Source organism: Micromonospora sp. CA-259024 (genome assembly GCF_050936255.1).
Lineage (GTDB): Bacteria > Actinomycetota > Actinomycetes > Mycobacteriales > Micromonosporaceae > Micromonospora.
The window spans coordinates 1,433,272-1,447,435 of record NZ_JBNJND010000001.1 but is presented as its reverse complement, the minus strand read 5'-3'; the positions used below and the strand labels follow the sequence as shown (position 1 = coordinate 1,447,435).

The following is a 14,164-nucleotide window of genomic DNA, read 5'->3' as shown; positions in this document are numbered from 1 at the left end:
GCCGGGTGTCGTAGCGTCCTCGCGGCACTGGTGTCCGATCGGCTACCGGTACGGGTCAGGCGCGAGCCTTCGCCGGCTGCTTCATGAAGTCCATTATCGCCTTGTTGATGTCGTCGGCGTTGGTCCACGGGAGACCGTGCGGCGCGCCCTTGAGCGTGACGAGTTGGGCGGTCGGCATCATCGGCGCGAGCCGCTGGCCGGTCACCGGGTAGGGCAACACGTTGTCCTTGTCGCCCTGCACGATCAGCAACGGCACGTCGATCTTCGGCAGGTCGGGACGGAAGTCCTCCTGCCAGGCGTCCACGCTGTCATGGGTGCCCTTGGCGGAGGCCATCGCACCGATCTGCCAGTGCGCCCGGTACGCCTCCTCGCTGACCAGCTTGCCCTTGTTCTCGCTGTAGTTGAAGAACGCGTCGCAGAACTGGGTCAGGTAGGCGAAGCGGTCCTTGATGATCGCCTGCTGGAAACCCTTGAAGAGGCTCGTGTCGACGCCCTCCGGGTTGTCCTTGGCCTTGGCCAGCATGGGTTGCAGCGGGCTGACCACCACGGCCCGGCTCACCCGCCGCGAGCCGTAGTTGCCCAGGTAGCGGATCACCTCGCCGGTGCCCATCGAGTGACCGATCAGAGTCACGTCGTTCAGGTCCAGCTCGGTCATCAGCACGTCGAGGTCCGCGGCGAACGTGTTGTAGTCGTATCCGAAAGCCGGTTGGGCCGAGTTACCGAAACCGCGCCGGTCGTAGGTGATCGTCCGGTATCCGGCGTTCAGCAGCGCGGTGGTCGACTTCTCCCAGGTCGCCCCGTTGAACGGGAATCCGTGGATCAGCACCACCGGCTTACCGGATCCGTGATCCTCGTAGTACAGGTCGATGGGCGCGGAGTTTTCCGTCCCCACGGTGATGAAAGGCATGTTCGTCTCCTGCTCCGGTATCGGGCTGTCGGACGCCAGCGCTTTCCCACCCAGTCGACGGATATGCCGGCCGTCAGATCGTCCGGAAACGGCAGGAACAGGGGTTCCCCGACCTGCCCGTGCCGGCCTAACCTCGGGGCGTGAATTCCCCACCTCGGTTGCGGGCCGTCAGCGACCTGCACGTCGGTCACCCGGAGAACCGCTCGTTCGTCGAAGGACTGCGTCCGGAGAACGACGGCGACTGGCTGCTCGTCGCCGGCGACGTGGCCGACCGGTACGCCGACATCGAGTGGGCGCTCCGGCTGCTGAGCAGTCGGTTCGCGCGGGTTGTCTGGGCGCCGGGCAACCACGAGCTGTGGACGCCGCCCGGCGACCCGGTGCGGCTGCGCGGCGAGGAGCGTTACCGCGAGTTGGTCCGGCTGTGCCGGCGGTTGGGGGTCGTCACCCCGGAGGATCCGTACCCGGTGTGGGACGGGGACGGCGGGCCGGCGACGATCGCCCCGCTCTTCGTGCTCTACGACTACACGTTCCGGGTGCCCGAGGCGCGCACCCGGCAGGAGTCGTTGGACCTGGCGTACGAGGCCGGTGTGGTGTGCACGGACGAGATGCTGCTGCACCCCGACCCGCATCCGAGCCGGGAGGCGTGGTGCGCCGCCCGGGTCGCTGAGACCGAACGCCGGCTGGACGAGCGCGACCCTTCGCTGCCGACCGTGCTGGTCAACCACTACCCGCTGGTGCGGGCGCCCACCGACATCCTGCGGTACCCGCTGTTCGCCCAGTGGTGCGGCACCGTCCGCACCCGCGACTGGCACCTGCGCTTCGGGGCGGCCACCGTGGTGTACGGGCACCTGCACATCCCCCGCACCACGTTCCACGACGGGGTGCGTTTCGAGGAGGTCTCCCTCGGCTACCCGCGCGAGTGGCAGCGGCGTGGGCCGGTGCCCCGCCCGATCCGCACCGTCCACCCCGCCGATGACGTACGCCGGATGGCTGACAGCCGGCTCTCCGGTTAGCCGCCGACGGTCAGCGGATGAGGCCGACCGACGTCGCCAGTCGCGCCACACGGGCCGGCGGCGGGTGACCCCGGGCGACCTCGGTGATCACGGTGTCCACCGAGATCAACACGGGTTTGGCGATATCGGGGTGTTCCATCGGCTTGGACACCCCGATGTCGCCAAAACGGAGTCGATCATCGCCCTTTTCCCAACAATCGGGAGGCGATGACCGAATGCTGGAATGGTCGCTCGGCCAGGCCGTGAGCAACACCTTCGTACGGTCGTCATGCTCCTTCTGGAGATCTCGCAGCCCTTCCCGGCGGCGGCGAGCCGCGGGCGGGGCGGCCACCGGTCCCCCGGCGGCCGCCCGGTCGCGGGTCAGCTCTGGTAGACCTCCAGCGCCGACAGTTGCCCAGCCGGCCAGCCGGTGTTGCCGGTGACGGAGATCCGCAGGTAGCGGGTCTGCGCGGCGGTGAAGGTGATCGCCACCTGGTTACCGGTGGCCGGGTCGAAGGTGCGCCCCGCCGACGTGACCAGCGTGCCGAAGCTGCCCCCGTCGGCGCTGCCCTGCACCGCGAGGGTCTGCGTCCGGGTGGCCCAGGCCGTGGCCGGGGGCAGTCTGAGCACCACCCGCCCGACGGTGCGGGACGCGCCGAGGTCGACCTGGACCCACTGCGGGAACGCGTTGTTGGCGCTCTCCCAGTAGCTGTTGGGGTCACCGTCGACCACGTTGCCCGACGCGTAGCTCTGCGTGTGGCTGCTCGCCGTGGTGGGTCGGCCCCGGGCGAGATCCGCGTTGGCCGGGGCGTCCGTGGTCACCGTGACCGTGTTGGACGCGGCGGAGGTGTTGCCCGCGGCGTCTCGCGCGGTGACCGTGAAGCTGTACGCGGTGGACGGGCTGAGCCCACTGACGGTCGTCGTGGTGCCCGCGACGGTGGCGACGACCGTGCCGCCCTGGCGCACCTGGTAACCGGTCACCCCGATGTCGTCGGTGGAGGCCGTCCACGCCAGCGACACACTGGTCGCCGTTCGGCCGGTCACCGTGAGCCCGCTCGGCGCGGTCGGCGGGTTGTCCGGGACGGTGGTCCCGGCGTACACCTGGACCTGGGCGAGTTGGGCGGCCGGCCAGCCGGTGTTGCCGCCGATGCTCAGACGGATGTGGCGGGCCGTGGTGGTCGGCAGCGTGCGGGTGACGGTGTTGCCGGTCGCCGGGTCGAAGGCGAACCCGGCGGCCGGGGTGATGGTGGTGAAGGAGGCGCCGTCGACGCTGCCCTGCACGGTGATGGTCTGGGTGCGGGCCCCCCAGCCGGCAGGTAGCCGCAGCACGAGTCGGTTGACCGGGTGGCTGGAGCCGAGGTCGACCTGCCACCACTGCGGGAACGCGCCGTTCGCGCTCTCCCAGTAGCTGCCGACGTTCGTGTCCACCGCGTTCCCGGCCGGGAACCCGGTGCCCTGGCTGCTCGCCGAGGTCGGCTTGCCCGCCGCGAGGTCGCCGCCGGTCGGCGGAGGCTCGCCGACCATCGGGGGCGTGGGACGGACCGGCGTGAGCGCGAGCTGCCCCTTGAGCATCCGGCCGCCGTCGGCGGTGATCCGCAGGTAGTAGTCGGAGGAGCAGGCCACGCCGTCCTCGTCCAGTGCCCGGATGTTGGCGCCGGCCGGGGTTGTCGCCTGGGTCTCGGAGGTCTTGGCGATCTGGTTGCCCTCGTTGTACTCGTCGAACATGGACACGTACAGGCCCTGGGAGCCGAGCCGGACCATGTTGTAGATGTGCCGCCAGTAGAAGTCGCCGTGCCGGCGGTGACCCCCGGCGAGGTCACCGGGCATCACGCAGGGCTGGTAGTCGATGCCGTGCGCCACGCAGTCGGCCATGTCCCCGATGTTGACGTTGTTGTAGTACGAGTCGAGCCCCTCCAGGGTGGTGGTCCGGTAGACCATCCACGGCGAGATCATGTTGAACGCGTGGTAGACGTCGAGGAAGCCGGGGCGGGAGTCCTCGATGCCCTGCCGCCACCAGGTGGGCACACCACCGATGACGTAGCAGCCCTGTGCCTTGAACCAGTTGATGACCTCCAGGCAGGGCCCCGGGGTGAAGGGCCGGCTGGGTTCGCTGAAGCCGAAGCCCCAGATGCAGACGACCGGCTTGCCGTTCTGCCGGGCGTACGCGGAGGACGCGACGTGCGCCGACATCTTCGTCGTCCAGTCGGTCTTGATCTCCGACTGGAAGGTCAACCAGTCGGTGACGTCGTACATGATGTAGAACTTGCGGCCGTAGCGCTCGGCGGCGGAGCGGACCTTCTGTGCCATCGCGTCGCGGGTCGGGCCCTCGTCGCCCATCGGGTTGAACCGCTGCAGGGCGGCGGTGTCGCAGCCGTACTCCTGCATCCACCGGAAGTGGGTGTCCACCGTCTGCTGGTCGTACGAGGAGAAGAGGGTGGCGGGCGTGCCGTTGCCGAGGTTGGGGTAGGCGGTCGGATAGCTGCGCGTGTACTCGCGCATGTCCGGCCAGGACACGATCGTGGTGTTGGCGGGCGACGGCGGCTGGAACCGGTCACGGCTCCAGTGCCACCACCCGCCGATCGGCGCCCCGTCGCCGGGGGCGCTGAACCAGCCCTGGTAGCCGACCGTCACCTTGCCGACCACGTCCCCGGGGGGACTGGCGGCGTGCGCGGGGCTGGCCAGGGTGGTGAGCAACTCGGTGGTGGAGGCGGCGGCGAGGGCGGACCCCGCCATCACCGACGTGACGAACCTGCGGCGGGACACCGCCATGACGACCACTCCTTCGGGACGGAAGGCATTGACGGTCATCGTGGCAGCAGTGAACACCACGCCGCAATAGTGAGACTGATCGATGAAATTTTTCGTCAACATGTCGGAAGGAGACGAGGAAGTGAAAGACGATTCGCGAGCGCCATTCAAGCAGTCGAATTCCCCCAATACTGCACAATGCCGCCTTATCGGACATAGCCTCGGAACCGCCTTCTCGACGGTCGGGAAGGACTGACTGATCAGAGGCGACAACGTGAGAGTTTCCCAGCGACTTTCGGCTACCGGAGCAATCGCGGTGGCGGCCGTGGGAGTGATGGTCCTGTCCGGAACAGCTCCCGCTCACGCAGCACCTGGCGACGCGAGCGCCCGGGGAGTTGTGGTGGACCTGTCCGCGTCAGTGCTTGGCGTTCCGGTCATCACCGCTGGTGCCGTCATTGGCACCGCCACGGCCCCGGCGGGCGGTGGCACGGACAGCGACACCGCCCTGGCGATCACCATCCCCGGTGCTGTGGGCGTCACCGCCTCCGGCACCGTGGTCGAGGTCAGTGCCACTCGCGGTGCCACGGCGTCCTCCGCCAGCGCCGAAATCGCCGACCTCGCACTCGGCGTACTCGGCACGTCGGTGATCGACGCCGAGGTGATCACCGCGGCGGTGGCCTGCCCCCAGGTCGGCGCCCAAAGCGCGGACACCACCTTTGTCGGGCTGGAATTGTTCGGCGAGCCGGTCGAGCTGCTGCCGAACACCCCGGGCGTCACCGCCAGCGCCGCCGTCACGGTCGCCGGCCTGACGGGCGCCAGCTTGAACGTCACGCTCACCAACGTGGAGACGACCACCGCCGACGGCGCCACGGCCATCGCTGTCCAGGCCACCCTGAGGCTCACCGGCACCATCGTGGGCGGACCGCTGCTCGACATCCCCGTCGGCTCCGTCATCCTGGCCGAGGCCCGCTGCGAACGCCCGCTGCAGGCGACGCCGACCGCCACACCGACGCAGCCCACACCGGCACCGACCCAGCCCACAGTGGCCCCCACCGACGACCCGACCCAGCCGGCCCCCACGGACAGCCCGACCCTGCCCGTCACCGGTGGCAGCGCTGGCGACCTGTGGTGGTTCCTCGGAACCGGCCTCGCCCTGGTCATCGCCGGTACAACGGCACGGCTGATCTTCCGCCGGTCCCGCGCGGCGCTCGACGCGTGACACGCGCCCTTTGAGCTGAACCAGTGTGGAGAGGGTCCGGACCCTCGGCCCTGACCCTCTCCACACGGTGTGGCACATCATTGAAGTACGGTCCCCAGCCCGCCGGTCAGGCCGCGAAATCGCGGAACAGCAGCGACGCCAGGCCCAGCGCCAGCGCCAGGTTGAACACGGTGGCGCTGGCGAACACCGCCACCGGTCGCCAACCGGCCTCCCGCAGCGACGCGACCCGGACCTCCAGGCCGATGCTGACGAAGGCCAGGATCAGGAACCAGACGCGCAGGTCGTTGACGATGGCGATGGTGGCCTTGCCGTCCGCGCCCGCCGCGTCCAGGTACCAGGTCGCGATGACGGATGCGGCGATGAACCCCAGGACGAACTTGGGGAACCGCCGCCACAACTCCCCGAGGCCCGGCCGCGCCGCGCCGGGCTGTCGCTCCACACGCAGCGTGAAGTACGCGGTGAGGGCGACCGCGACCACACCCATCAGGGCATTCTGGGTGACCTTGACGATGCTGGCGATCTGGAGCGCCTCCTCACCGGCGAGCGCCCCCGCGGCGGTGACCGCGGCGGTGGTGTCGATGTTGCCGCCGATCCAGGCGCCAGCGACCGCGTCGGAGAGCCCGAACACGTCGGCGAGCCAGGGCAGGATGAAGATGGACGGCAGGGCGAAGATGATGACCAGGCTCGCCGTGTAGGCCAACTGCTCGCGGCGCGCCCGCACCGCGCCCGCGGCGGCGATCGCCGCGCTGACCCCGCAGATCGACACCGCCGAGGCCAGCAGCGCCCGCAGCTTGTCGTCGAGGCCGAACCTGCCGGCCAACCACCAGGTGAACAGGAAGACCCCGCTGATCAGCAGGACCGCCTGGGCGATCGCCGGCCCGGCGGCACTGGCGATGACGGCAAGGTTGATCGACGCGCCAAGCAGCACCAGGCCGGTCTTGATGAAGAACTCGGTCCGGAAGGCCGCGGCGATCCGGTCCCGCCACCCGAGCAGCGTGACGGCGACGTTGCCCAACAGGCCGAGCAGGATGGCGTAGACCGGGTACTCGATCGCCGCCCCGAAGTCCTCGGCGGCGGTGCCCTCCGCCCACTCGGGGACGTTCTGCTCCAGGTAGCGGGTGAGCGCGGCGAGACCGACCACGATCACCAGGCCGAGTGCGGTCCAGGCCCAGAACGCGCCACGTGCCGTGCCGGTCGGCTCGGCGGGGTCGACGGTGGTCGGCGGCCCACCATCGGCGGGCTCGACGACGTCTCCGGGCGCAGCGCCGGGGACGTCGGCCGTGCGGGGCTCATCGCCGGTACGGGTGGCGTCGGTGGTCATCAGGGCACCAGCCCGGCGGGGATGGCACCGAGCAGGACCAGAGCGAGGAGGGCCAGACCGAGGATGGTCGCCACCCAGTCCTCGTTGAAGGCGAGCCGCGACTCCCCGGCTGTCGGTGGAGTGGACGGTGACGAATCGGTGGTCATGACATACCTCCCAGGGATGCAACCGATCCGGCCGCGCCGGATCGGTTGAGGGGTGGGGCGCGCACAGGCGAGGGCCTCGAGGAACGCGGGGGAAGCCGCCGGGGCCAGATGGCCACGAGGCGGCGGGTGATCCGGCAGCTGGCCGAATGAGGACGCGGGTGGTAACGACGCCCAGGTCGGTCGCGGTTAGCCCGGACAGAGTTCGGAGGCGACCCGCATCAGGTCCACGACCCGACGGGAGGTGAGGAACGGACCAACCGGCATTCGCCTATTTTCCTACCGGCACGATAGGAGTTCAAGACCACTGACGCGGATTCTCCGGTCGCCCTGGCGTGCCGACGGGGCCGGAGCCACGCCGGCTCCGGCCCCGTCGGTACGCCCGAGATCGCTAGGGAGTCGGGTACTGCGTGAGATAGACCGGAGCGCCGACCCTGGTCATGTCGGCCGCGTCGCCGACGCCGTTGACCACGTGGTCGATCGTGCCCGCGCTGAGGTTGACGGTCATGACGTGGTGCAGCGTCACGCCCGGCCTGTTCGGGACCTCGAAGCCGTTCTCGGTGTGGATCGACGGGTTGTTCTGGTTGAAGACGTACACCCCGCCGCCGTACAGGGTGTGGTGACGCACCCGGTCGCCGACTTTATACCCGGCCCATCCCTCGACCGCGCCGTTCATCCAGTCGGCCTGCGTCGGCGGGTCGTACGGCAGTTCGTTCTGGTACAGGATCGTGGTGCCGTGCTCGCCGTTCCAGACCGTGTTGTAGCGCTGGAAGTGCTCGACGAACAGGCCGGTCGCGGTCACGTGGTCGCCGTTGATGACCGCGCCGTAGCGACCCGTGTTGGTGCGCCAGCGGTCGGTGTCACCGTTGACGCCCTCGGTGAAGCCCTCGACACCGTGGTCACCGCGCCACACCCACGTGTGGTCGATGAGCACGTTGTCGCTGTTGACCTCCAGCGCGGTGTTCGTCCGGCCGATGTGCGGGCCACCGACCCGGAAGTACACGTCGGACAGTGTGGTCGGGTTGGTCGGGCTGCTGGCGTTGTGGCCGTGCTGTCGCCCCACCCGCAGCAGCACCGGCGACTCGACGCTGCCGGCGTCGATCGTGACGCCGGCGACGATCACCCCGGGGACGCCGGCGACGTCCAACGGGATGGCGCCGTTCACCGCGGTGAGCGTGGCGTGCCCGATGCCGAGCACGACAGTGCCCGGACGCCGGACCTCGATGCTGCGTGCGATGTCGTACGTGCCGGGGGTGAGCAGCAGGTGCTTGCCGCGCGCGAGCTGACCGTTGATGACGTGCACCGGGTCCGACGGCTTGGCGATGAAGAAGTCGCGGATCGGAATGGTCCGCCCCGGCGTCATGCCGTCGGCCCAGGTGACACCCCGGCTCTCGCGCTGCGCGGCGGGCACGCGCACGTGGTAGCCGCCCTTACCGTCGACGAAGAGGTACGGCTTCTCCCGGCTGAGCGGAGTGGTCTCCAGGGTGGTGTACGGCGGGTCGGGGAATGCGGCGTCGTCCGGCGCGCCCTCGACCCCCGCGAAGACCTGGTTCCACACCGCGTTGGACCAGCCTCCGATCTCGCTGTTGCGGGTCAGCCACTGCTGCTGGGAGCCGTTGGTGGTGGCCGGCAGCCGCGAGTCGGCGATGAAGCCTCCGCTGGCGTACTGCGGGCCGGCGGTGCAGTAGTCCATCAGCGACAGACCGCCGCCGCCGATGTTCAGCCGGCGCATCGACACGGCCTGGGACACCGCCCAGAAGTTCGCCGAGGACCGGCAGCCGTCCTGGCCTGCCGCGTTGATGGTGAGCGACAGGTTGGACAGGGTGCGCCAGAAGTTGACCAGCGCGAGGCAGTTGCCGGTGCCGCCGTCGGCCAGGCAGCGGTTGTAGACCTCGAGCTTGCCGTTGACGGTGACGTCGGTGGGCGAGGCGCCCAGACCGGACACCTCGGTGTAGTAGCCGACCTTGGCCTGCAACGGCCGCTCGGTCGTGCCGTACGTGCCCGGCTTGAACAGGTAGGCGTGCCGCTCGGTGCCCATCTCGTTGTCGACCTGCCGGGCGTGCGCCGCGTCGAGGGTCTGCTGGATCTCGCTGACCGGCGTGCCCGGGTCGAAGATCGTCACGTTGGGACCGAAGTCGGGTGCGCCGGAGCTCGGGCGGCCGGCGGTGGCCGCGGTGCTGGTCATCGTGACGGAGGTGGCCACCAGAAGGGCAAGGAGGAGGGTACGACGGGACCTTCGGCGTACCCGTCGGGATGGGCTTGTCATGCGTTTCGTCCTCTCCGCTGCCCGGACGTGCTCCCGGCGCAGCTGGGGCGGTGAGAGCGCTCTCTGACCCCTGCGGCCGGGGTTGGCCGGAATGAAGGGGTCGACATGTTTCTACCCGGTAAATCAGCCGCACGCCATGACCGCGGAGGGCGAACTTCGCGCTGGGCGGGCAGGGGGCGAGCTTCAGGTCAGCAGCTCTTCGGTGAGGGCCATCAACCGCTCGGCGTTCCGCTGGTCGAGGGTGGGGAGACTGAGCGGAAGGCGCTTGTTCCGGTCAACGGCGGTCAGCGGCTCGGCTGGCGGCGTGTCCAGGAACTGGTGGATGGGTGCCACCGCGTCCGCGACGGGTCGGGCCGCCACCGACACGGCCGCCAGCAGCCCGCGCAGCACCAACGGAAGCGGGCTACGGTCGCCGCTCCTGGTGAAACCGGGATGGTAGAGCACGTATCGGGTACGGCCTTCGGCCTGCTGGGCGAAGCCCACGCCGAGCAGGTCGTTGGCTCGACCGGCCTGCAACTGTGCGGTGACCATCGAGTAGCCCGAGGCCAGTTGAGGGTCGGCCCACCGCACACCGCCCTTGGTGACTCCGACGCCGGCGACGTTCACGATCACCGGCGCGGTAGCTCGTTCCAGGGCCGGACGCAGGCCGAAGCTGAGCAGATACCGACTGAGGTAGTACAGCGCGAACGTGCGCTCCAACCCCTCGTCGGTCACGATGCGGCGCGGCGCCACGGCATTCGCGAACAGCGCCAGGGCGTCCACGACCTGGTACTCGCTGAGGATGTGCTCAATGACCTGACGAGTTTCGGCGATGCTGGACAGATCGGCGGGAAGGAATGCGACTGCGCCGTCGGCCAGCGCCTCACCGCGTTCGCGGTTGCGACCGAGCACGAGGACCCGCTTGCCGCGTTCAGCCTGCCCGAGGGCCACCGCACGTCCCATCCCATTCGTGCCGCCGCTGACCACCACGACACCCATGGCGCCCTCCGTTACCGTTCTCTACTGACGTGCTCATCCTGGCCAGACGACCAGCAGAGCGAAAGAAGGCACATTCGTGACCACAGGGAACACCGGTGTGCGTGCCTCGCTGAACAACCACCGGTTGCCACATCCCGTTCCGATCGGCGAGTACGAGCGCTGCCCGGTGACCGACGTGCTGCGGCGGGTGGGCGACAAGTGGACGCTGCTGCTGATCACCCTGCTCGGCCGGCGCCCGTACCGGTTCAACGAGTTGCATCGGGCAGTGGAGGGCATCAGCCCGCGCATGCTCACCCGGACGCTGCGCACGTTGGAGAGCGACCGCCTGGTCGAACGCGAAGTGTTTCCGACGGTGCCGCCGAGTGTCGAGTACCGGCTGACGCCTCTCGGCGTCAGCCTTCTGGAGCCGCTCTCCGCGCTGGCCGCCTGGGCGGTCGACCACCACGCCGAGATCACTACGACAACGACACCTCGGCGGCCACCTGAAACACCACGGGCACCCGCATCTGCCGCGGAGGTGGGGTCGCCTCTCCGCGGTTAGGATGACCGCCGTGCAGTTCGGGGTGCTCGGGCCGCTCGCCGTCACCACGGACGCCGGCGAGCCGGTGGTGGTGCCCGGCACAAAGGTGCGGGCGTTGCTGGCCGACCTGCTGACCAACCGCAACCAGGTGGTCTCGGCGGACCGCCTCATCGACGACCTGTGGGGCGAGGACGCCCCCGCCAACCCCGCCGGAGCCCTCCAGGTGCGGGTGTCCCAGTTGCGCAAGGCACTCAACGACGCCGAGCCCGGTGCCCGCGACCTGGTCGAGTCCCGGCCACCCGGCTACCTGCTGCGGGCCGACGCGGTCGACGCCGACCGGTTCGACGAACTGGCCCGGAGCACCGACGTCGAGCGGCTGACCGAGGCCCTCGCGTTGTGGCGCGGCGAGGCGTACGCCGACGTGGCTGACGCCGAGTTCGTCCGCGCGGAGGCGACCCGCCTCGGCGAGCAGCGCCTCGCCGTACACGAGCGGCTGGCCGAGGCCCGGCTGGCCCGGGGTGAGCACGACCTGGTCGCCGCCGACCTGGCTGAACTGGTTGCCCGGCATCCGCTGCGCGAGGGCCTGCGGGCGGTGCAGCTACGCGCGCTGTACGCGGCCGGCCGCCAGTCCGAGGCGTTGGACAGCTACGCCGAGCTGCGTGACCGACTCGCCGAGGAGTTGGGCCTCGACCCGGGCCCGGAGCTGGTCGCGCTGCACCGCAGGATCCTCGAACAGGACGCCGGCCTGAGCGCGCCGCCCACGGCCGCGATCATCCGCAACAGTCTGCCGGCCCAGCTCGACGAGCTGGTCGGGCGGGCCGAGGCGCTGGCCGAGCTGCGGGCTCTGCTGCCCCGGCAGCGGCTGGTCACGCTGGTTGGGCCCGGTGGCGTCGGCAAGACCCGGTTGGCCACCGAGACGGCCCGCGCCCAGTCCTTTCCGGACGGCGTCCAGCTGGTCGAGCTGGCCTCGCTGCCGGTCGGCGACACACGCGTCGCCGAGCAGGTCCTCGCAGCGCTGGGCGCCCACGAGGCCGCCGGCACGAGCCTGTCCCCCGCCGACCGGGTGGTCACGGCCCTGCGCCACCGGCGTCTGCTGCTCGTGCTGGACAACTGCGAACACCTGGTCGAGCCGGTCGCCGAGCTGGTCGCCCGGCTGCTGCGCGACGTGCCGGGGGTGAGCGTGCTGGCCACCAGCAGGGAGCCGCTCGGGTTGACCGGTGAACTGCTCTGGGAGGTACCCCCACTGCCCGTGCCGGACGACGGTGACCTGGACACGGTCCAGCGCTCGGCGGCGGCCCGGTTGTTCGCCGCCCGCGCCGCCGCGCAGCAGCGCGGTTTCCGGCTCGACGGGCGGACCGCACCCGCGGTGGCCCAGCTCTGCCGCCGCCTCGACGGCCTGCCGCTGGCGTTGGAGCTGGCCGCGACCCGGGTGCGCGCGCTGGGCCTGCGGGGGGTGGTGGACCGCCTCGACGACCGGTTCCAGCTGCTCAGCACCGCGCAGCGGGACGTGCCGCCGCGGCAGCGGACACTGACCGCGGTGATCGGCTGGAGTTGGGATCTCCTGGACGAGGCTGACCGGACAGTGCTGGCCCGACTGGCGGTGTTCCGGGACGGCTGCACCCCGGAGGCCGCCGAGCAGGTCTGTCAGACCGATCTGGACACCCTCGCGCGGCTGGTGGACAGGTCGCTGGTGGTGCTCGACGACTCCGGTGCCGGCCCGCGCTACCGGCTGTTCGAATCGGTCGTGGCGTTCTGCCTGGACCGCCTGACCGACGGCGACGAGGTGCGCGTGCGGCACGCCGCCTACTACACCGAGCTGGCCGAACGCGCCGACCCCGGGCTGCGCGGGGCCGACCAGCAGCGGTGGCTGGCGCTGCTGGACGCCGAGACGGCGAACCTGCGATCGGCGCTGGTGCACGGTGGCGGGCTGCGCTTGGCGGTCGCCCTGAGCTGGTACTGGCACCTGCGCGGCCGGCTCACCGAGGCACGGCGAGCCCTGGCCGTGCCCGGTGCCCCGGAGCAGGAGACCCGCGCGGCCCCCTGGCGGGTCGGCTTCGCCCTGTCGCAGGGCGAGGCGATCGCACCGGACGACGTACGCGCCGCGGTGGCCGCCGACCCGAACGGCCACGCCGCCTGGTTCGCGGCCAACGCGGTGATCGAGCACGGCGACCTGGCCCTGGCGTCGGAGCTGCTGACCACCGCCCCCGTCGACACGTGGACCGAGGCCGCGGTGCTCACCTCCCTGGCCCACATCGCACACGCCGGCGGTGACCAGACCGTCCTGGAGCGCACCGCGACCCGCAGCGCCGCGCTGTTCGCCGACATCGGCGACCGGTGGGGCCGGCTCCGGGCGACCGAGTGGGTGGGTGGCCTGGCCGACATGCGCGGCGAGCACGAGCGCGCCGCCGCGCTGCACCGGGAGGGGCTGCGCTGGGCCGAGGAACTGGCGCTGTGGCCGCAGGTCTGCGCCGAGTTGTCCTGGCTGGCCTGGCTCGCCGTGCAGACCCGCGACTACGCCCAGGGTCGGGAACTGGCCGAACGCGCGTACGGCCTGGCGGTGGAGCAGGGCTCGCCCGGTGCGCTGGTCTTCGCGGAGATGAGCCTCGGGCTGGCCGCCCGCCGCGACGGCAAGCTCGATCTGGCCGTCACCCACCTCACCCGTCTCGCCGATCTGGGCCGGGGCGAGAGCCAGCCCGCGCTCTACCTGCCGATGATCCTGGTGGAGCTGGGCTACGCGGTCGAGCAGGGCGGCGACCCGGACGCCGCGCTGGCCCTGCACATCGAGGCGTTCGAGGTCGCCGAGGCGATGACGACGATGCGAGACGCGGTCGGCCCCCTGGAGGGGATGGCGGCGGCGACGCGCTCCCCCGAGGTCGCCGCCCGGCTGCTGGGCGCCGCGGCCGCCGCCCGGCTCGCCGCGCGGGCCCCCGCCGCGCCGGCCGAACGCGACGACATCGACCGGGTGACCGAACGCCTGCGGGCCCAACTCGGGCCGGAGCGGTTCGACGCGCTGGTCGCCGAGGGCGCGAAGCTGAGCCCGAGCGAGGCCCGGGCTCAGCTCTGACCTGCT

The 14,164-nt window shown here is 70.8% G+C and carries 11 protein-coding genes; 4 read left to right on the top strand and 7 right to left on the bottom strand.

Going from position 1 to position 14,164, the window contains the following annotated elements; genetic code table 11:
- Nucleotides 1-55: 55 nt before the first annotated feature.
- Nucleotides 56-907: an alpha/beta fold hydrolase gene (locus ACQEUX_RS05905; protein ID WP_433042343.1), complete on the bottom strand. Its 852-nt coding sequence runs from the start codon at nt 905-907 to the stop codon at nt 56-58.
- 140 nt (nt 908-1,047) lie between these two features.
- On the opposite strand from ACQEUX_RS05905, the gene ACQEUX_RS05900 reads away from it, so the two are divergent.
- Entirely contained in the window at nt 1,048-1,920 is an 873-nt protein-coding gene (locus ACQEUX_RS05900; protein ID WP_433042340.1) for a metallophosphoesterase family protein, read from the top strand.
- Nucleotides 1,921-1,930: 10 nt separating this feature from the next.
- Here the strand turns inward: ACQEUX_RS05900 and ACQEUX_RS05895 are convergent, their stop codons facing one another.
- Both ACQEUX_RS05895 and ACQEUX_RS05890 read right to left on the bottom strand, forming a co-directional pair.
- Complete coding sequence (locus ACQEUX_RS05895; RefSeq protein WP_433042337.1) at nt 1,931-2,173, bottom strand: hypothetical protein; 243 nt, start codon at nt 2,171-2,173, stop codon at nt 1,931-1,933.
- A 107-nt stretch (nt 2,174-2,280) separates the two neighbouring features.
- Nucleotides 2,281-4,668: a galactose-binding domain-containing protein gene (locus ACQEUX_RS05890; protein ID WP_433042334.1), complete on the bottom strand. Its 2,388-nt coding sequence runs from the start codon at nt 4,666-4,668 to the stop codon at nt 2,281-2,283.
- Nucleotides 4,669-5,047: 379 nt separating this feature from the next.
- Here ACQEUX_RS05890 and ACQEUX_RS05885 point away from each other — a divergent pair, with 379 nt between their 5' ends.
- Nucleotides 5,048-5,866 carry a hypothetical protein gene (locus ACQEUX_RS05885; RefSeq protein ID WP_433042331.1) on the top strand — a complete coding sequence of 273 codons (819 nt, stop codon included), beginning with the start codon at nt 5,048-5,050 and terminating at the stop codon, nt 5,864-5,866.
- Nucleotides 5,867-5,972: 106 nt separating this feature from the next.
- Here the strand turns inward: ACQEUX_RS05885 and ACQEUX_RS05880 are convergent, their stop codons facing one another.
- The 4 genes from ACQEUX_RS05880 to ACQEUX_RS05865 form a co-directional block, all read right to left on the bottom strand.
- Nucleotides 5,973-7,187 (bottom strand): YeiH family protein, encoded by a 1,215-nt coding sequence (locus tag ACQEUX_RS05880; protein ID WP_433042328.1) that lies wholly within the window; start codon nt 7,185-7,187, stop codon nt 5,973-5,975.
- On the bottom strand, nt 7,187-7,333 hold the full coding sequence (locus ACQEUX_RS05875) for a hypothetical protein (RefSeq protein WP_433042325.1): 147 nt from the start codon (nt 7,331-7,333) through the stop codon (nt 7,187-7,189). Before ACQEUX_RS05875 ends, ACQEUX_RS05880 begins: the two co-directional genes overlap by 1 nt.
- Before the next feature lie 388 nt (nt 7,334-7,721).
- Nucleotides 7,722-9,596: an adenylyl cyclase gene (locus tag ACQEUX_RS05870; RefSeq protein ID WP_433042322.1), complete on the bottom strand. Its 1,875-nt coding sequence runs from the start codon at nt 9,594-9,596 to the stop codon at nt 7,722-7,724.
- A 183-nt stretch (nt 9,597-9,779) separates the two neighbouring features.
- Nucleotides 9,780-10,574, bottom strand: coding sequence for an SDR family NAD(P)-dependent oxidoreductase (locus ACQEUX_RS05865; RefSeq protein ID WP_433042319.1), 795 nt, complete (start codon nt 10,572-10,574; stop codon nt 9,780-9,782).
- Nucleotides 10,575-10,650: 76 nt separating this feature from the next.
- Between ACQEUX_RS05865 and ACQEUX_RS05860 the strand changes: the two genes are divergently transcribed.
- Together ACQEUX_RS05860 and ACQEUX_RS05855 are read left to right on the top strand one after the other, a co-directional pair.
- Nucleotides 10,651-11,115 (top strand): winged helix-turn-helix transcriptional regulator, encoded by a 465-nt coding sequence (locus tag ACQEUX_RS05860; RefSeq protein WP_433042316.1) that lies wholly within the window; start codon nt 10,651-10,653, stop codon nt 11,113-11,115.
- Between the two features lie 10 nt (nt 11,116-11,125).
- Nucleotides 11,126-14,158: a BTAD domain-containing putative transcriptional regulator gene (locus ACQEUX_RS05855; protein ID WP_433042313.1), complete on the top strand. Its 3,033-nt coding sequence runs from the start codon at nt 11,126-11,128 to the stop codon at nt 14,156-14,158.
- The last annotated feature ends 6 nt before the right edge of the window (nt 14,159-14,164 follow it).